Origin of the sequence: Fusicatenibacter saccharivorans (assembly GCF_015557635.1) — a bacterium.
GTDB classification, from domain to species: Bacteria; Bacillota; Clostridia; order Lachnospirales; family Lachnospiraceae; genus Fusicatenibacter; species Fusicatenibacter saccharivorans.
On record NZ_JADNOP010000003.1, the window covers coordinates 183,012 to 203,022 of the forward strand.

General features: G+C 48.6%; 14 protein-coding genes. 13 read left to right on the plus strand and 1 reads right to left on the minus strand.

Annotated elements, in window-relative coordinates; all coding sequences use genetic code 11:
* The first annotated feature begins 17 nt into the window (after window positions 1-17).
* Genes I2G42_RS04000 through I2G42_RS04010 form a run of 3 tightly spaced genes read left to right on the plus strand, consistent with a single transcriptional unit; the run spans window position 18 to window position 4,908 of the window.
* A complete protein-coding gene (locus tag I2G42_RS04000; RefSeq protein WP_022462974.1) occupies window positions 18-1,259 on the plus strand; it encodes a rhamnosyltransferase WsaF family glycosyltransferase in 1,242 nt (413 codons plus the stop codon).
* Entirely contained in the window at window positions 1,240-2,673 is a 1,434-nt protein-coding gene (locus I2G42_RS04005) for an ArnT family glycosyltransferase (protein WP_022462973.1), read from the plus strand. Before I2G42_RS04000 ends, I2G42_RS04005 begins: the two co-directional genes overlap by 20 nt.
* 21 nt (window positions 2,674-2,694) lie before the next feature.
* Window positions 2,695-4,908 (plus strand): glycosyltransferase, encoded by a 2,214-nt coding sequence (locus I2G42_RS04010; protein ID WP_416388226.1) that lies wholly within the window; start codon window positions 2,695-2,697, stop codon window positions 4,906-4,908.
* A gap of 194 nt (window positions 4,909-5,102) precedes the next feature.
* Here I2G42_RS04010 and I2G42_RS04015 read toward each other — a convergent pair whose 3' ends face one another.
* Window positions 5,103-6,410: a D-alanyl-D-alanine carboxypeptidase family protein gene (locus I2G42_RS04015; RefSeq protein ID WP_055219405.1), complete on the minus strand. Its 1,308-nt coding sequence runs from the start codon at window positions 6,408-6,410 to the stop codon at window positions 5,103-5,105.
* A 251-nt stretch (window positions 6,411-6,661) separates the two neighbouring features.
* On the opposite strand from I2G42_RS04015, the gene I2G42_RS04020 reads away from it, so the two are divergent.
* The 10 genes from I2G42_RS04020 to I2G42_RS04065 all read left to right on the plus strand — a co-directional run bounded on the left by I2G42_RS04020 (window position 6,662) and on the right by I2G42_RS04065 (window position 19,778).
* Window positions 6,662-8,497: a glycosyltransferase family 2 protein gene (locus I2G42_RS04020; protein ID WP_055227687.1), complete on the plus strand. Its 1,836-nt coding sequence runs from the start codon at window positions 6,662-6,664 to the stop codon at window positions 8,495-8,497.
* A complete protein-coding gene (locus I2G42_RS04025) occupies window positions 8,485-9,459 on the plus strand; it encodes a glycosyltransferase family 2 protein (RefSeq protein WP_055227558.1) in 975 nt (324 codons plus the stop codon). Before I2G42_RS04020 ends, I2G42_RS04025 begins: the two co-directional genes overlap by 13 nt.
* 150 nt (window positions 9,460-9,609) lie before the next feature.
* Window positions 9,610-11,019, plus strand: coding sequence for an undecaprenyl-phosphate glucose phosphotransferase (locus I2G42_RS04030; RefSeq protein ID WP_055227556.1), 1,410 nt, complete (start codon window positions 9,610-9,612; stop codon window positions 11,017-11,019).
* A gap of 18 nt (window positions 11,020-11,037) precedes the next feature.
* On the plus strand, window positions 11,038-12,234 hold the full coding sequence (locus I2G42_RS04035) for an LCP family protein (protein ID WP_055227555.1): 1,197 nt from the start codon (window positions 11,038-11,040) through the stop codon (window positions 12,232-12,234).
* A gap of 22 nt (window positions 12,235-12,256) precedes the next feature.
* On the plus strand, window positions 12,257-13,210 hold the full coding sequence (locus I2G42_RS04040; RefSeq protein ID WP_055227554.1) for a glycosyltransferase family 2 protein: 954 nt from the start codon (window positions 12,257-12,259) through the stop codon (window positions 13,208-13,210).
* Window positions 13,211-13,383: 173 nt separating this feature from the next.
* Entirely contained in the window at window positions 13,384-15,210 is a 1,827-nt protein-coding gene (glmS, locus tag I2G42_RS04045; protein ID WP_195530756.1) for a glutamine--fructose-6-phosphate transaminase (isomerizing), read from the plus strand.
* A gap of 145 nt (window positions 15,211-15,355) precedes the next feature.
* A complete protein-coding gene (locus tag I2G42_RS04050) occupies window positions 15,356-17,077 on the plus strand; it encodes a S1C family serine protease (protein WP_195530757.1) in 1,722 nt (573 codons plus the stop codon).
* Between the two features lie 225 nt (window positions 17,078-17,302).
* The gene (clpX, locus tag I2G42_RS04055; protein WP_118600514.1) at window positions 17,303-18,739 is read left to right on the plus strand and encodes an ATP-dependent Clp protease ATP-binding subunit ClpX; all 1,437 of its coding nucleotides are present in this window, start codon (window positions 17,303-17,305) and stop codon (window positions 18,737-18,739) included.
* Window positions 18,740-18,819: 80 nt separating this feature from the next.
* Window positions 18,820-19,323 carry a zinc-ribbon domain-containing protein gene (locus tag I2G42_RS04060; RefSeq protein ID WP_055265359.1) on the plus strand — a complete coding sequence of 168 codons (504 nt, stop codon included), beginning with the start codon at window positions 18,820-18,822 and terminating at the stop codon, window positions 19,321-19,323.
* On the plus strand, window positions 19,320-19,778 hold the full coding sequence (locus tag I2G42_RS04065) for a signal peptidase II (protein ID WP_055265361.1): 459 nt from the start codon (window positions 19,320-19,322) through the stop codon (window positions 19,776-19,778). The genes I2G42_RS04060 and I2G42_RS04065 overlap by 4 nt, the downstream gene beginning before the upstream one ends.
* Window positions 19,779-20,011 lie beyond the last annotated feature (233 nt).

Below are 20,011 nucleotides of genomic sequence, written 5' to 3' on the forward strand. Positions count from 1 at the left end.
AGAAAGGAAAAAGAAACGTGAAAAAACCAAATGTAGCATACCGTGCGTTACGGTATCTGAAGAATCATGGATTAAAAGAAACGATTGAGCGCGCAAAACAGGGCAATGAGCCGGCTGTACCGCCGAAGAACAACGTCATCGGATTTTACAGATTTGTCGTAGACAACGATCCGATCCCGTTCAATCAAAAAGAGTATGAGAAACATAAAAACGACAAGAAAAAGATCCTGAATTGGGTTGTACCGGAAATGGGACCTGGTTCCGGCGGTCATACCACCATTTTCCGTTTTATTTCCAACCTGGAGCGCCTCGGTTTCCACAGTAGAGTTTATCTCTACATGTCCCCGAATTTTCAGGATAATGCGTCCATCCGAAAATTCCTAAAAGAGTACTTCCCGCTTCTTGTGCCGGAAGTAGAAGTTTACTGCGATGTATCCCAGATGAAATTTGCACATGCAACCGTAGCAACCTCCTGGACCACCGCTTACTACGTAAGAAAATTCCAGAATACGATTTCGAAGTTTTACTTCGTACAGGATTTCGAGCCGCATTTCTATGCACACGGTTCCGAGTATGAATTTGCTGAGAACACCTATAAGATGGGATTCCGCGGAATCACTGCAGGTGATTGGTTAAGAGACATCATGAGAAATGAGTACGGCATGCAGGCAGACAGCTTCCATTTCTCCTACGATGACAAAGTATATCAGCCGAAAGAAAAACCGGACAACGAAAAGAGAGTCTTTTTCTATGCGCGCCCGGTTACCCCGAGACGTGATTTCGAGCTCGGTATGCTGGCACTCAATGAGCTGTGCCGCAGAATGCCAGAGATCGAGGTTGTTTTCGCGGGATGGGATGTCAGCGGCTATGAGATTCCGTTCAAACACAGAAATTTAGGTATCGTAACACCGCAGGTGCTGGCAGATTCCTATGCGATCTGTGATATGTGCCTTGTTATTTCGAATACCAACCTTTCCCTCGTACCGTTCGAGGTTATGGCCTGCAACTCGGTCGCTGTCTGCTCCAAGGGTGCAAACAGCAGCTGGATGGTAAATGAGGAAAACTCCATTCTGGTTGACTATGATCCGATCCAGATCGCAGACAGAATGGAATATTACTTCAACCACCCGGATGAGCTGGCTACAATCCGCAAAAAGGGAATGGATTTCGTAAAGGGAACCTCCTGGTACAAAGAAGCAGAAAAAGTTTATGCAAGCATGTTAAAGGGAATTGAGGAAGATGAGAAAAAACTGCAGTAAGGATGTGAGCAGAGAACACAGAATAGAAATTCTGTTTGTGTTCGGTGTATTCCTGTTTTACTTTTTATGGTCCTGTACGCAGCGATACAATTTTTCGGCGGATGAATCAATGCGCTATCAGATTGCACAGTTTATCTATGAACACGGAAGTCTTCCGCGCGGAGATGATCCACTGATCCGGAATGAGGACTGGGGAACCTCCTATGCGTTTAATCCCATCCTTTCTTACATGGCATCAGCCGTTCTGATGAAAGGCATGAGTCTTTTTACAACAAATGAATGGATGCTGCTGCTTTCCGCCCGGTTTGTTAATGTACTGCTTGGAGCGTTGATGGCATGGGTTGTGTTGAAGGCAGCAAAATTGTTGTTTCCGAGGCGGTATGCATGGATGTTTACCGCACTGGTTGTCTTTCTGCCGGGAAATGTGATTCTGTATTCTTACGTCAACTGCGATGCGCTCGCCATGTGTTCAACGGCTATTATTTTTTATTCCTGGGTCAAGGCGTATAAGGAAGGATGGAACTGGACAACTTGTGCAGTGTCTGCCATTGGAATGGGTCTTTGTTTCCTGTCGTATTACAATGCGTATGGATTTATCCTGACGACATTTTTCTTCTTTGTGGGAACGATGCTGACCGATCAGGAAAAGGCACCAAAAGAGCGTTGGAAAGAGATGATCCAGAAAGGTCTTTTTATTCTTGTGATCGTCTGTGTCATTGCTTTGTGGTGGTTTATTCGAAATGCAATTCTCTATCACGGGGATTTTCTGGGAAGAGAGACATCGAGTGCGTGTGCGGAACTGTATGCGAGAGCTAAGTACAAGCCATCGAACAGCAAAACATTCCAGAAAAAAGGCGACTCCATGCTATGTATGATCTTCTACAGACCAGTTTATCTGGAGCATGACTGGCTTGTGACAGTGCTGTACAGCTTTGTCGGTGCTTTTGGCTATAATAGGATTTATCTTTCCAAAATGATTATTGTTCCATACCTCTGCTGTCTTGGCATCGGCCTCATTCTGATGCGGAACTGTTGCCAGAGAGACTTTTTCTTCTGGAATGCCGATGGCACACAGACGGCGATTGCTGGTAAAACAAAGAGAAAATGGAGTAAAACAGGATGGTTTACCTGGGCAAATGTGTTTGCACTGCTGATTCCAAACTATCTGAATGCATATTATTCCTACAGCTCTGATTTTCAGCCGCAGGGACGATACAGCATGCCGATGCTGATTCCGCTGATGTATTTCGTGACGAAGGGTGTGCAGGCGTTCCTGAAACGGGAGAAAAAACTACAGAAGTATGAAAAATTGTTCTGTATTCTGGTCTGTGTGGCGGCAGCGGCATTAGCGGCATTCACTTGGGCGAGAATCATCTATCCGATGTACTTGCAGAACTACTACGGATTGCGGTAAGCGGAACAGAGAAAGAAAGCGGTGAAACGTTTGGAAAAAATTTCAGTGCTGACAGCAAAATTAAAAAAAGCTGTTGCAGAAGAAGGAATCGGCGGTCTGGCTGGGCGTACGAAAGGGTACCTTGCGCGGGCAAAAAAAGAAAAAGAGTTTCAGAGAGAAAAATCCCGGGTCTACCGGGATATTCTCTTTATCAGTGGCTGCAATGAACAGCTGCCGCATCCACACCGGTACCGCGTGGTGCATCAGATGGAGCAGCTGGAGGCAGGCGGATATACGTGTGATACGGTTTATTTTCAGGAGCTGAAGCCCTGGATGGTACGCTGCTACGGCGCGTTCGTGATTTTCCGCTGCCCGATGACGGACACCCTGCGGGAATTTGCCACAATGGCAAAGCAGATGAACAAGCCTCTGTGGTACGATGTGGATGATCTTGTGATCGATACGAAATACACCGATCAGATTCCGTTTCTCGACCGGATGCAGCCGGAAGAACGGCAGGCATACGATCAGAATGTCCGAAACATGGGCGAGCTGCTTTCCCTCTGTGATGCGGCGGTTACGACGACAGCGGCGCTGGCAGAAGAACTGAAGCAGTACGTACCGGAGGTGCTGATCAACCGCAACTGTGCGTCAGATGAGATGCTGCTACTGTCCGAGGCGGTGTTAAAAGAAAAACAGAAAAAGAACGAAGCAGATGGAACGGCGAAAAAAGTACGCCTTGGCTATTTCAGCGGCAGTGCGACGCATCTGGACGACATCGAGATGATCGTTCCGGTGCTGAAACAGCTGCTTGGCAAAAATCCGAACCTGGAACTCCTCATCGTGGGAATTCTGGAACTCCCGGTGGAGCTGAAACTGTTTGCTTCCCAGATCCAGATGGAGGGATTTGTCGATTACCAAAAACTGCCGGAGCGGATTGCGTCGGTGGATATCAACTTGGCTCCGCTTACCGATACGATTTTTAACCGTGCGAAATCGGAAAATAAATGGGTGGAAGCGGCTCTGGTGCAGACCGTGACAGCAGCCAGCAATCTCGGCGCTTTTGCTGAGATGGTACAGGATGGAGAAGACGGCGTACTCTGCCGAGACGAAGCGGAGTGGTTGGAAAAACTGCAGTGGCTGATCGACGACGAACCGGCACGAAAAGCCATTGCCGGACGGGCATATGGCCGGTGCAGCCGCGAGTGTGTCACAATCTTTCATGCCACCGGGATTTGCGAGTGGGTGGAGCGCCACTGGAATCTACGCTGTGCCTTTGTGCTTCCAGCGATGGAGATCAGCGGAGGCATCCGCGTTGCACTTCTTCATGCGGAAATGCTGGTAAAAGCAGGAGCGCAGGTCAGCCTCTTTACTCTGGAAGGGGAGGCGGAGTGGTATCATGAGGGTGATTTCCATTTTCCGGTGCTGTCGGCCGAGCGAGAGAAACTGCAGGGAACGCTGGATCTTGCGGTAGCGACGATGTGGAATACCGCAGAGTTCGTCGAACAGTCCAGTAAGATCCGAAAGAAAAAATATCTGGTGCAGAATTTTGAAGTTGGATTTTATCCGCCGGGAAGCCCGTACCGGATCGCAACTTCGGCGACTTACCGGATGAGGAGCCCGATGGAGTACGTAACCATTTCCAAATGGTGTCAGAACTGGCTGCGGGAGGAATACCATACCGAAGCAGTCTATCTTCCGAACGGCATCGATCCGTCCTTCTATCCGAAACGGGGGCGGGATCTGCAGGGAAAAATTCGGATTCTGATCGAGGGAGACTGCAGCGCGGAGCATAAAAACGTGGACGAGAGCTTCCGTATCGTGGAACAGCTGGATCTGGAAAAATTCGAGATCTGGTACATGTCCTACAATGGAAATCCGAAATCCTGGTACCGCGTGGACCGCTTTTTACACCGGGTTCCGTATGAAAAAACACCGGAAGTCTATGCGGCGTGTGATATCCTGCTGAAAACAAGCCTGCTGGAGAGCTTTTCCTATCCGCCGCTTGAGATGATGGCGTCCGGCGGCTACGTCGTTGCTGTGCCGAACGGTGGCAATCTGGAATACCTGAAAGATGGGGAAAACTGTATTCTCTATCCGCAGGGAAATCTCGCGGAGGCAAAAGCGGCGATTGAGCGTATTCTGACAGATGCGGAACTGAGGAAAAAACTGGATACGGGAGCAGAAGAGACGGTAAAGGAAAGAAACTGGAAAAGAATCGAACCACAGATTTTAGAACAGTATCTTGGAAAATAAATAAGCAACAAAAAGGGCTGTCGCACTAGCAAATATTTCTGGCGGTAGCTCTGCTTTATACCCAAATGGCATCGAAATCGGTTGCGTTTTCGATGCCATTCTTTACTTCTTATAGGAAAGTTCGACTTCCGTCGAACTCTTGAATCAGGATCACCCGTTGGACGGGAGGTCCTGATTGCTTATAAATTAGAAGATCAGTGCCGTTTGTTTCGGTTATTGCGGCGTCTGTTTCTGCGTTTCCGTCTCTTTCTCGCGTTGTTGATCACGACAATGATCAGAATCAGAAAAGCGACACCGTTCAGGCCAAGCAGAATATAGAGCAGTGTGGAGAGAAAAGAAATTTTCTTGGTTTCTTCCGGTGTTGGAATATCTGTGCTGTCGGTTTCTTCTGATGAATCGGAGGAAACCGAAGAACTGTCGGAAACAGTACCTGGAGCGGAAACCTCGGCTGTTCCGATGAAGTGATCATCGAAAAAATACTGGCGGGTGTACGGTTCCTCAACGGAAGCGCCGTCCGGATCGGTGTAGGTTGCAGTTTCAATTTTCGCATTCTTTGGAAGCGTTACCACACCGGAAAGAATTTCCTTTTTTGCGTTCTTCAGGGTATAATGTGTAAAATTATCATAACCGAAATCAAGTACGGTACGGGTATCGTTGATATAATCGAGGTTATCACAGGTTAAAACAACGCAGACCAGCGTCATATTGCCTCGCTTGGCAGCGGTAACGAGTGTGTTGTGTGCCTCATCGGTATAACCGGTCTTTCCGGCGAAAGCACCCTTGTATCCCCACTGACCGTCCTGGAACAGCAATGCGTGGTGGTTCTGAAGATCACGCGGTGTCGAGGTCATATTGGTCGGCTGAATTGTGTAGGTCAGATCGGACTCGATGCGGCAGAAGGTCTCGTTTTTGATGCACTCCTGCATAATGAGTGCCATATCGTGTGCACTGGTGTAGTGGTTCGGATCTGGCAGACCGTTTGCATTGACAAAATGGGTATTCGTGCAACCAAGTGCAGCGGCGCGTTCGTTCATCATGGCGGCGAAACCTTCCTCGCTTCCGGCAATGTCGATGGCAAGCTGTGTGCAGACCTCATTTGCCGAGGCAAGAAGAATCGCGTGAAGAGCATCCTCCACTGTGATCGTTTCGCCAAGCTGAACGTTGATGCGGGCATTTCCCGGAATGGATTCGCTGACAGCATGTTCGCCGAAGGTAACGGTGTCGGTCATCTGCTTGTTTTCAATGATCAGCAGAGCCGTCAGAATCTTGGTGATGCTGGCAGGATAGCGCTGCTCGTCCATGTTTTTATCGTATAAAACAGCCCCAGTATCGGCATCGAGTAAACAGACAGCGCCGGAATTGTTTTCCGGTCCTTCGGGCCAGGTGGTGACTGTTTTTTTATCGGTTGTGGCAAAAATCGTCTGCGGGAGGCAGGACGCGGCAAAAACAAAAGCAAGCAACAGGCATAAAAATGTGCGGGCTGCAGAATTCTTTCTAATCATAACTCACTCCTTCTGATCCAGCGGGTACAGCTGCATAAGACTGTCCGGGCAGCGGATCTCTCTAAAATGTATTAGACACACTTTTATTATTATAACATAAAGCGAGCAGGGAAGAAACACATAAATTCTTAATATTTTCAGTCGGTATTTGCAAAATGCAGTAAAATAGAGTATAATGCGAACGAGTTCATACGGAAAAAACAAAAAACCTGAAAAACAAAAACCCCAAGGAGTTAAAAAAAGTGTCAGATATGAAATGGCTCCGTTTTATACGGAAATTGAAACCTTACAACATACAGAAGGGACTGCGTTACCTGAAACATTATGGCCCAAAGGAATTCCTGATCCGTCTTTCGGAGCGGATGGAGCCGGAGGAGGTTCCGTACGGACCGTGGCGGGAGCAGTACTGCGCAAAAGAGGAGGACCTGGCGCGTCAGAAAAATCATAAATTTTCTTATTGTCCGAAGATCAGCGTTGTTGTTCCGGCTTACCGTACGCCGGAAATTTTTCTGCGTCAGATGATCGAATCCCTGGAAAAACAGAGTTATGAAAACTGGGAACTGGTGATCGGAAATGCCAGCCCGGAGGATGAGACTATGGCGCGCATCCTGAAAGAATATACCGGAAAAGATCCGCGCGTAAAGAACGTTCCGATTCCGGAAAATATCGGCATTGCAGAGAATACAAATGCAGCGCTTGCCGCCGCAGCGGGAGATTTCGTCGGTTTTATGGATCACGACGATCTGCTTGCGCCGGATGCGCTCTTTGAAATTGCCATCCGTCTGGAAAAAGATCCGTCCATCGATGTTTTCTATACCGATGAGGACAAGGTACGGACCGATCTGTCCGAGTATTTCCAGCCGCATTTCAAACCGGATTTCAATCTGGATCTGCTGCGGTCAAACAATTATATCTGCCATTTCTTCGTTGTACGGCGGGAGATTGCGGAGAAAACCGGCGGCCTTCGTCCGGAATACAATGGGGCGCAGGATTATGATTATATCTTCCGCTGCACGGAAATGGCGGGAAAAATTGTACACATTCCGAGAGTTTTATATCACTGGAGGGTCCACAGCGCTTCCACCGCGGACAATCCGGCAAGCAAGCTGTATGCGTATGAGGCAGGTAAAAAAGCAATTGAGGGAAACCTTGCGCGCTGCGGCGAAGAGGGAACCGTCACACTGCGTTCGGATTATGGTTTCTATGATGTGGATTATAAACTGCGGGGAACGCCTCTGGTTTCGATTCTGATCCCGAACAAGGATCAGGCCGATACGTTACGCACCTGTCTGGAATCGATCCAAAAGAAGTGTACGTATCCATCGTACGAGATTCTGATCATTGAGAACAACAGTACAGAGGAAGCAACATTTTCCTATTATAAAGAGCTTGAAGCGCAGGGAATCCGTGTTCTGAAGTATCCAGAACAGGGCTTCAACTATTCTGCGATTAATAATTTCGGCGTAAAAGAAGCAAAAGGAGAGTATCTCCTGTTTCTGAATAACGATATGGAAGTTATCACACCCGATTTTATGGAAAAGATGGTGTCCAATCTGCAGAGACCGCAGATCGGGGCGGTCGGCGCGAAGCTGTATTACCCGGACAACACGGTGCAGCATGCGGGTATCATCATCGGTATCGGCGGCATTGCGGGCCACGCCTTTTTAGGACTGGCGCGCGGAAGAAGCGGCTACCTGCATAAGGCATCGCTCCAGATGAATGTGAGTGCGGTGACAGCAGCGTGCATGATGATGAAAAAAGAGGTCTTTGAGGAGGTCGGCGGCTTTGAAGAAGAACTGTCCGTTGCTTTCAATGATGTTGATCTGTGCCTGCGCATTGGAAAAGCAGGTTATAAAATCGTATACAATCCGCACGTGGAGCTGTACCATTATGAATCGAAATCCAGGGGAGCAGAGGATGACGAGAAGAAGGTGCGCCGCTTCCAGTCGGAAATCGAATTTATGCGCAGCCGCTGGATTGGGCTGTTAAAGGCAGGAGATCCCTGCTACAATCCAAATTTAACGCTGGCATCGTGGAACTATGGACTGCGTGCCGACGGCAGGGGAGTAAAACCATGGACAAAGTAGCAGTTGTAATACCAAATTATAATGGATACCGGTATCTGGAGACGTGCTTTGCAGCGCTTGCAAAGCAGACCTTTACGGAATTTACCACATATTTCGTGGACAATGGTTCACAGGATGAGAGTTGTGCGTTTCTGCGGGAACACTACCCGGAGACGAAAATCATCCAGCTCGATGATAACTATGGCTTCAGCCGTGCGGTCAACGAAGGCATCCGCCGGTCGACAGAGCCGTATGTGATTCTTTTAAACAACGACACCGAAGTGTTCCCGGATTTTGTCGAGCGCCTCTATGAGGGAATCTGTAAAAGAAAGAATGCGTTTGCATGCAGTGCAAAGCTGATTTCCTATCAGGAGCGTGATAAAATCGACGATGCGGGAAATTACTATAATATGCTGGGATGGGCGTTCGCAAGAGGCAAAGGAAAACCGGTCAGTGAATTTGAAACGTCCGACCGGATTTTTGCAGCCTGCGCCGGAGCGGCGATCTACCGCCGGGAATTTCTGGAAAAGACCGGGCTTTTTGACGAAGAACATTTTGCTTACCTGGAGGATACCGACATCGGCTACCGTGCGCGGCTTTTAGGCTACGAGAACTGGTACGAGTCGTCGGCAAAAGTTTATCACGTCGGAAGCGGAACGAGCGGTTCCCGGTATAATCTCTTTAAGATCCGCTATTCATCCCGGAATAATATTTACCTGATCTATAAAAACATGCCGGTTCTGCAGATCCTGTTTAATCTGCCGGCCTTTATCCTTGGATTTTCGGCAAAACTGGTATTCTTTGCATCGAAGGGATACGGAAAAGAATATCTGGCGGGAATCAAGAATGGCTTTTCCATCTGCAGAAAGCCGGAAAACAAGGCAAAAAAGATCCGCTTTCAGTGGAAACGCCTTTGGACATATCTGGTTATCGAATGGGAGCTTTTTATCAATGTATTCCGGAGATTTCTGGAGCGGGCATAAGGATCTTTTCAAAAGATTACGAAAAAGTTAATAATTTTACGGAAATAAGAAGAATGTTAGAAAAATATGATTGCTCTTTTTTGGAACTTATTGTATAGTTAAGGGTAGGGAATTTTTGAAACCCGAAAAAAACAGATAAGGTGAACGAATTTGATTAACGATAATCAGAAATATTTTGACCGGATGCACGTTCTGATCGATGCCCTGGTACTTGCACTTTCCTACGTACTGTCCTGGTACTGCTATGTGCGGCTCGGCGTTATGAACAATCATCCTGAGAGGGGAATTCTGCCGCCGGCGACGTATATGATGGCATTGCTCTATATCGTACCCGGCTATCTGCTGCTCTACTATGCATTCAATCTCTATGCATCCAAGCGTTTTCAGGGAAGACGCCTGGAATTTGCCAATATTTTAAAAGCGAATACGGTTGGATTTCTGGTCTGGCTGGCAAGTCTTTACATGGTGCGCCAGGTCCATTTTTCCCGTGGTATGCTCTGTATCTTCTTTGTGCTGAACGTAACGCTGGAAACCATCGTAAGAAATCTGATCCACTATATCTTAAGTAATATGTGGAAGCATGGCCGCAACCAGAAACAGATTCTGATGGTCGGCTACAGCCGTGCGACCGAGGAATACATCGACCGGATCATTGCAAACCCGGAGTGGGGGTATCTGGTCCGCGGAATCCTTGACGACCATGTCAAAGCGGGAACGATGTACCGCGGCGTCAAGGTCCTTGGAAGAATTAATAATCTTTCGGTCATTCTGCCGGAAAACAAACTGGATGAAATTGCCATTACCCTTGGGCTGAACGAATACTTCCGCCTGGAAGAGATTGTTGCCATGTGCGAAAAATCCGGTGTACATACCCAGTTTGTACCGGATTACCACAACATCATTCCGACAAAACCGTATACCGAAGACCTGCAGGGACTTCCGGTTGTTAATATCCGCTATGTTCCGCTTTCCAATACGTTCAACGCGATGCTGAAACGGATTGTGGATATTTTCGGCGCGCTCGTGGCGATTGTTCTGTTCTCGCCGGTGATGCTGTTTTCGTGCCTTATGATCAAACTGACCTCGCCGGGTCCGCTGATCTACCGGCAGACACGTGTCGGGCTGCACAACAAACCGTTTGAAATGTACAAGTTCCGTTCGATGGAAGTTCAGACGGAGGAGAAAGAAAAGAAGGCATGGACCGTGAAGAATGACCCGCGTGTGACGGGATTTGGAAAATTCATGCGCCATACCAGCATTGATGAGCTTCCACAGCTCTTTAACATCTTAAAAGGAGATATGAGCCTGGTCGGACCGCGGCCGGAGCGACCTTTCTTTGTAGAAAAATTCCGGGAGGAAATCCCACGTTATATGGTAAAACATCAAGTGCGTCCCGGTCTTACAGGATGGGCGCAGGTGAATGGATACCGTGGGGACACTTCCATCCGCAAGCGTATTGACTGTGATCTGTATTATATTGAAAACTGGACACTGGGACTTGATTTTAAAATTCTGTTCCTGACCTTTTTCAAAGGATTTGTGAATAAAAACGCTTACTAAAAGATAAGGGGAAAAGAGATGTCGAAGAAAAATTATAAAAAGAGCAGAAGATATAAAAAGATGCGCCGGAGAAAAATTATTTTCGGAATTGAAATTGCAGTACTGCTGATCCTTTCCGGAATTCTGTTTGTCTATGCATGGATCAACCGTTCGATGGACAAGATGAATCAGGATACGCTGGACAGTTCTCAGATTCAGATCAACAGTGAAGTCAAAGCGAACACCGAACTTTCACAGATGTCCGGCACACAGGTGATCGCGCTGGTCGGCGTGGATGCCAGAGGTGTGGAGGGCTCTGATCTGGCAGAAAGTATGAACAGTGATACGATTATCCTGTGCTGTATTGACCACGACAATCAGGAAATCCGTATGGTGTCGATTATGCGTGATACCTGGATGAACATGGCAAAATATACGGATGAATATTACGAGTTCGACAAGGCAAATTCCGCTTATAACCGCGGCGGCCCGGAGAGTATGCTTTCCATGCTGAATACGAACCTCGACCTTGCACTGACGGATTACGTTACGGTAAACTTTAAAGCACTTGCCGATGCAATTGATGTTTTGGGCGGACTTGATATTGAAATGTCAAATGCAGAATGCGTTCATGCAAACAATTACAACAGAGAAGTATCCGAGGCACAGGGTGTGGAATATGAGGCGATCCCGTACGATGAGGATCTTGGAGATGATTATACGGAAGTCCGCCATGTCAGCGGCGCACTTGCCACCTCATATGCACGAATCCGTTACGGCGGCGGTGATGATGCAAAACGTACGAGCCGTCAGCGTATCGTTATTAATCTAATGGTACAGAAGATCAAACAGAATCCGACGAAGATTCCGGAAATTCTGGATAAAGTTATGGGAAATGTCAGCACCAGTCTTACCAAAAGCGAAATTCTGGAGCTTGGCATGCATGCGGTAACGTATAAAATGGGAACATCGTACGCGTATCCGTTCCAGCTGTGTTATGGAGAAAATGTAGAAAGTGCACTTGGCGTTGATGTTGTAATTCCGGTTACGCTGGAGCACAATGTAAAGGAGCTGCATGCCTATCTGTATCCGTCTCTTGGCTATGATCCGTCGGCGGCTGTAACAGAATACAGCGATTACATTGCAAGAAAGAGCGGCTACGATGACAGCATGATTGAGTATGTACTGAATCAGGGACCGGGCGCTGCAACAGATTCTGTGGTAGCAGGAGATTAAAATACAGGGAGAATACGACAAGATGAGTCAATATACCGTTGATGTCATGATACCAACGTATAAACCAGGGCAGGAGTTCGCAGAACTTCTGCCCCGCCTTTTAAAACAGACTTACCCGATCCGTTCGATCCGGGTCGTGAATACGGGGAAAAAGTTCTGGAATCCGGCGTGGGAGCAGCTTTCAGACAAGATTATGGTGGAGCATATCCAGCCAAGCGAGTTCGACCACGGCGGAACAAGAAGGGCGATGGCGGAGAGTTCCGATGCGGACCTTCTGCTTTTTATGACCCAGGATGCCATGCCGTACGATAACGAGTGCGTGGAACATCTGGTGGAAAAATTTTCGCTGCCGCATGTGAAAGCGGCGTATGCACGGCAGCTTCCGCGCGAGGACTGCCGTACGCTCGAGCGGTTTACGAGAGGGTTTAATTATCCGGAAGAGAGCGATATCAAGGATGCGGGCGATCTTCCGAAACTCGGCGTCAAAACATTTTTCTGTTCCAACGTCTGCGCAATGTATGACCGCGAAACGTATGAGGAACTGGGCGGCTTCGTGAAGAGCACGCTGTTCAATGAGGATATGATCTATGCGGGCCATCTCGTGCAGGCAGGCTATGCAATTGCCTATGCGGCGGATGCAAAAGTGGTGCATTCCCACAATTACGGCTGCATGGCGCAGCTTCACCGCAATTTTGATCTCGGCGTGTCCCAGGCACAGCATCCGGAGATTTTCGATGCGTATCCGTCGGAGGGAGAGGGCATCCGCATGGTGAAAAAATCGGCGGCTTATGTCTGCAGGATTCATAAACCATGGCTGCTTGCGACACTGTTTTTCCAGAGCGGGTTCAAGTATGTGGGATATTTCCTTGGAAAGCGCTATCAGAGTCTTCCGGACGGCGTGATCCGCTGGTGTACGTCCAACAAGATGTGGTGGGAGTATCACGGAAAGAGAAGAAAAAAGCACAAACAAAAATAAATGAAAGTAAAAAACAAAATTGGAAAGTTTTTGTAAGTAAATACGAAATGCTCCATAAGGTTGACAAGGAACGGGGCAGCGTGGTAAAAGTGTAAAGAACAAGAAGCGAAGAGGCGGCATAACTTGAAAATAGAACAAGGGTGCCGCCTTTTACTGTTAGGAGGACAAAATCTATGTGTGGAATTGTTGGATATATTGGAACTCACCAGGCTGCCCCGGTACTGCTGGACGGACTGGCAAAGCTGGAATACCGCGGATACGACTCGGCCGGAATTGCTGTCTATGACGGAGAAAAAATCCGGATGGAAAAAGCGGTAGGACGCCTGAAAGTACTTGAGGAGCTGACACAGGACGGCGCAACCCTTCCGGGAACCGTCGGCATCGGCCACACCAGATGGGCAACCCACGGTGTTCCGTCCGATCTGAACGCGCATCCGCACTTTAACCACGATCATTCGATCGTCGTCGTACACAACGGCATCATTGAGAACTATCTGAAACTGAAGAAAAAACTGGCCGGAAAGGGATACGAATTTTTGTCTGAGACCGACACCGAGGTCATTGCCCATATGCTGGATTACTATTATAAAGGCGATCCGCTCGATGCTATTTCAAAAGTCATGCACCGCATGGAGGGATCCTATGGCCTTGGCATCATGTTCCGCGATCACCCGGATGAGGTTTATGCGGTCCGCAAAGACAGCCCGCTGATTGTAGGAACGAGCCCGGAGGGCAATCTGATCGCATCGGATGTTCCGGCTGTCCTGAAATATACAAGAGATGTCTATTTTCTGGAAAATGAGGAGATCGTGAAACTGACCCGCGATGGCCTTCACTTCTACAATATTGACGAGGAGGAGCTGGAGAAAGAGGCAACCCACATCGACTGGGATATGAATGCGGCAGAAAAAGGCGGCTATGAGCATTTCATGCTGAAAGAGATGCATGAGCAGCCAAAAGCCGTAAAAGATACCCTGACGCCGCGTATTAAGAACGGTGATGTTGTGATCGAAGAACTCGGCATGACCGATGAGGAGATCCGCGCGATCCGCAAAATCTTTATCGTTGCCTGCGGTTCCGCATACCACACCGGTGTAACCTCAAAATACATCTTCGAAAAGCTGGCAAGAATCCCGGTTGAGGTAGATCTGGCAAGCGAATTCCGCTACCGTGATCCGATTCTGCCGGAAAATACGCTCGTGGTCATCGTCAGCCAGTCGGGTGAGACGGCCGATACCCTCGCGGCTCTCCGCCTTGCAAAAGAAAAGGGCGTGCGTACCCTTGGCATCGTAAACGTAGTTGGAAGTTCGATTGCAAGAGAGGCAGACAATGTCATGTACACCTGGGCCGGTCCGGAGATCGCTGTTGCGACAACGAAAGCGTACAGCACACAGCTTATCGCGCAGTACCTTCTGGCGATGAAGTTTGCCAAAGTACGCGGAACCGTTTCGCAGAATGACTTCGATGCGATGATCCAGAGCCTTGAGCGCCTGCCGGAGCAGATTTCCCTGCTGCTGTCCCATAAGGAGAACGTACAGCGTTTTGCCAACCGTTATCTTGCGGCAGAACACGTCTTTTTCATCGGACGCGGCATCGACTATGCAATCTCGATGGAGGGCTCCCTGAAGCTGAAAGAGATTTCCTACATCCACTCCGAGGCGTATGCAGCCGGTGAGCTGAAACACGGAACCATTTCCCTGATTGAGGACGGACGCCTTGTCGTAGCCGTGCTGACCCAGCCGGAGCTCTACAAGAAAACGATCAGCAATATTCAGGAAGTGAAGACACGAGGCGCGTTTGTCATGGCGGTAACGACCGTTGGCAATACAGAAGTGGAAAAAGTAGCCGACTACGTAGTTTACCTGCCGGAGACAAATCCGATTTTTGCAAACTCCCTGGCGATCATTCCGCTGCAGCTCTTTGGCTACTACGTATCGATCGGCAGAGGCCTCGATGTGGATAAACCGAGAAACTTGGCGAAATCGGTTACGGTAGAATAAAAACCGCAGCATAAAATTCCTCTTTTTTCAAAATTATCACAGTTTCAACACAATTCTAACGTACAATAGGCAGTAGAAAATGAAGAAAGAAATAAGAGCACTGTGTATTGGTGCCTGAGATAGAAAAGAGAAAGAGGGATCAGCCATGAGTGAAGAATTCAAAAAAGAAGAAATAAATGGTGAGGCAGCAGAGAAAACCAAAGCTGCAGAGCATACAGAAGAAGTAAAAGCAGAAACGACAGCAGAGCAGAGTGCAGCAGAGACGGAAAAACCGCAGGAAACCGCAGAAGCGCCGAAGGCGGAAGAAAAGAAAACGACAACCTACAGCTGGGTGAATCCGAAAATCAGCGGAAAGACCGGCGAGGAGAATAACAGCGCTTCCTACACCGGAGAACCGGACCCGTCGGAGGCAAAGGCAGAGCGGACATCTTCTGCAAAGACAGAACATTATCAGTACCAGTCACAGACACAGAGTGCTCCGAAGCAGGAAAAACCACAGTTTTCTGCCGTTCCGCAGCCGCAGGATCACAAAAAGAAAGCGAAAAAACCAATGTCAGCCGCAAAAAAATGGGGCATGACACTTGCCATGGCAGCGTGCTTCGGACTCGTGGCAGGCGGTGTTTTCATTGGGACTGCAGCAGTCGGTACGAAAGTGATCGGTACAGCAACAGAGCAGAAGCAGGAAGTTACAATTCCGACGACCACCACAACAACGGCAGCAGACAGCAGTGATACCTCCGATACCGTAAAAGCAACCGGCGAGATGTCCGTGAAAGATGTTGCATCGAGTGCGATGCCGTCTCTGGTAGCAATTTCTACGACAACGGTGGAAGAAGTTGAGACATTCTTCGGAACCACAAGCCAGGAAGTTCCTGCAAGCGGAACCGGAGTTATTGTCGGACAGAACGACGATGAGCTCCTGATTGCGACAAACAACCACGTTGTCAGCGGTGCAACGTCTCTTTCCGTCAGCTTTATCGACGATGAGACGGTAGAAGGCCAGATCAAAGGTACCGATGCGGACAATGACCTTGCTGTTGTTGCAGTAAAACTTTCCGACATCAAGGACGAGACAAAGAGCCAGATCAAAATTGCCGTGATGGGAAATTCCGATGACCTTGAGGTCGGTGATCAGGTTGTGGCAATCGGAAATGCACTGGGAACCGGCCAGTCCCTGACGAGCGGATATATCAGTGCAAAAGACCGTACGATCTCCAGTCAGGATGAGAGTACCGGCGAGACGATTACTTCTGAGGGACTGATCCAGACCGATGCAGCCATCAACCCTGGAAACAGCGGCGGCGCCCTTCTGAACATGAACGGTGAGCTGATCGGCATTAACGAAGCAAAATACAGCTCCACACAGGTCGAGGGCATGGGCTTTGCGATCCCGATTTCGAAAGCGGAGCCGATTCTGCAGAACCTGATGAACCTGACAACAAGATACAAAGTCAGCGATGATAAGGCCGCTTATATCGGAATCAACATGGCGGATGTCAGCGCAGATGTTTCCCAGAACTACGGTATTCCGACCGGTGTCTGCATCATGAGCGTTGTGGACGGCAACCCGGCAGCCGATGCGGGCTTCAAGAAAGGCGATGTTATCACCACGTTTGATGGAAGAAGCATCTCGAACGCCAAAGGCTTAAAAGAGACACTGACCTATTATGCGGCAGGCGAGACCGTAGATGTCACCGTACAGCGTGCGGACAACGGTGAGTACAAAGAAGTAACACTGACGTTGACCCTTGGCTCTGCAGCAGATATGCCGCAGACGAGCGGAAGCAGCAACGGAACCACAAACGATGGAACCGGAAGCTCCGATCAGAATGACCAGGGTATTCAGAATCCGTTTGGCAACAGATAAAAACTCGAAATAACTATTTCCTAAGAGAAAAAAGACGGACAGCACAGGAATATGAACGCCTGGCTGTCCGCCTTTTTCTGCATTTTTTGATATAATTTTTTGAATTTGTAAAATTCTTAAAAAAGTTGGTAATTTTTAAGAAAGTTTTTACTTGTGACCCTATGGCTTTTGGGCTATAATCAAGCTAGACCAAGCGATCTATTACAGAAAGGAATTTGAAAAATCATGTCAGAAGAGAAAGACAGAGTGGACGGTACCGCGGACGAAACGAAGGCGGAAACAAAAAGCTCTGACCATCATACAGAAGATACCTATGAAAAAGTCTGCTTCATGTGCCGCAGACCGGAGAGCAAAGCCGGAAAGATGATTACCCTTCCGGGAAACATCAATATCTGCCCGGACTGCATGCAGAAGAGCTTTGATGCCATGAACCAGAACCCGGGCCAGATCAATGAGATGATGAATAATATGAACAACATGCCGAATATCGGCATGCTCGATCTCTCCGGGCTTTCCAACCAGATCCCGAACCGGCAGCGGGTAAAGAAAAAAGAAGAAAAGAAGAAAACAAAAGAATTTTCCATCAAGGACATTCCGCCGCCGCACCGGATCAAGGCGATGCTTGACGAATACGTCATCGGCCAGGACCGTGCAAAGAAAGTCATGTCGGTTGCCGTTTACAACCATTACAAACGTGTCTTTGCACCGCAGGACGGAAATATCGAGATCGAAAAATCCAACATGCTGATGATCGGACCGACCGGTTCCGGAAAAACGTATCTGGTGCAGACACTGGCACGCCTCTTAGATGTGCCGCTTGCCATCACGGACGCCACATCCCTTACCGAAGCGGGTTATATCGGTGATGATATTGAAAGCGTGGTATCTAAGCTTTTAGCGGCCGCAGACAACGATGTGGAGCGCGCGGAGCACGGTATCATCTTCATTGACGAGATCGACAAGATTGCGAAAAAGAAAAATACAAACCAGAGAGACGTCAGCGGAGAAGCCGTACAGCAGGGAATGCTGAAGCTCCTCGAGGGCAGCGATATCGAAGTTCCGGTGGGAGCCAACAGCAAAAATGCGATGGTTCCGCTCGAGACCGTCAATACCAGAAACATTCTCTTTATCTGCGGCGGTGCCTTCCCGGATCTGACGGACATCATCAAGGAGCGTCTGAACAAGACAGCTTCCATTGGCTTCCAGGCGGATCTGAAGGACAAGTATGATGGGGATAAGAACCTGCTGTCACAGGTGACCTTAGAAGACCTTCGGACTTTCGGTATGGTGCCGGAGTTCCTTGGCCGTCTGCCGATCGTATTTACGCTGGAGAGTCTCAATGAGGATATGCTGGTCGAGATCTTAAAAGAACCGAAAAATGCGATCCTGAAGCAGTATAAGAGACTGCTCGAACTCGACGAGGTGAAACTGGAATTTGATGATGATGCACTTCGCTCTATTGCAAGAAAAGCGCTGGAAAAAGATACCGGTGCGAGAGCACTCCGTTCGATCATCGAGGATTTCATGCTGGATATCATGTATGAGATTCCAAAGGACAGCAGCATCGGAGAGGTTATCATCACAAAAGACTATATTGAAAAGACCGGCGGGCCGACGATTCTCCTGCGCGGTCAGGAAGTTCCAAAGTTAGAGCAGAAATAAGGTAACTGGAAAACACAGCGGAGCAGACGTGAAACTGGCGTTTTCTTGAAATAAGAGATAAGAAAGAGAGGGTTTTAACTATGGCAGAGGATTTTTTTGGAAATTTAAGTAAAACACTGAAAAAAACAGTGGATACTGTGGGAAAGAAAACAGATGAATTCGTAGAAATTCAGAAGATCCGCACCCGTCAGCATGCGCTTGAGGATCAGATTGAGAAGAATTACCAGGATATCGGACAGATCATCTACAACCGCTATCTGAACGGCGAAGCATTCGACGAGAATCTTGCCGGCATCTGCAAAGATATCACCGATCTGGAAAAAGAGATTGCAGACTGCAGGGAAGACGTGGCAAACAAGAGAGGCCGCATCGTATGCCCGGCCTGCGGCGCAAGTGTTCCGAAAGATGCAGCTTTCTGCATGCGCTGCGGTGCTGCTATGCCGGAGAAGGAAGAAGAGCCGGAGGATGCCGAGTTTGTACACGTAGAACCGGAAGAAAAAGCAGAAGAAACCGAAGCGGCAGCGCCGGAAGAAGAGCCGGAAGAAGAGCCTGAAAAAGAAGCAGAGGTACCGGAAGAGGAATGATCTGGACCCTGCTGCCGGGAGCGGTTTTCCTTGCAGACGGATGCCTGAAAAAGAAGGCAGAAGAGGAGTTAAAGGAAAATGAGCAGATCCCGGTCTGTAAAGGACATATTGTCCTGCGGAAATGTCATAACCGCGGCGTAGCGGGCGGCGGCTTCGCGGACAGCACGAAGAAGGTGGAAATTCTCACCTTCTTTTTGCTGTCCGGACTGTGGGCGCGTCTCGGAGCGCTGGCGGGCAGACGTAAGTGTAAGGCGAAGAAGCTTGGGCTTGCGCTTACGATTGGCGGCGGCATGTCGAACTGGTATGACCGGCATAAGAGAGGTTACGTGACCGACTATGTCAGCTTCCGGTTTGGACCGGAGAAGTTCCGCAGACTTGTGTTCAATGTTTCTGATTTCTGTATTTTCTTCGGAATTGCGCTGCTGACGGCAATTTCCTGCCGGGAGTCCAGGTGATGCAGGATCTCCCGAAAAGCCCTGCGGATGGCGGGCTTTTCGGGGCAAAAAAGAAAATTTGAAATTTTTTGAAAAAATTTGAAAAAAGCTGTTGACAGATTCGGAATCATCTGGTAATATATGTTTTGTTGAACGGCACATGAGAGCCGCAAGACAAGAAATGCAGGAGTGGCGGAATTGGCAGACGCGCAGGCTTCAGGTGCCTGTGGTCGCAAGATCGTGTGGGTTCAAGT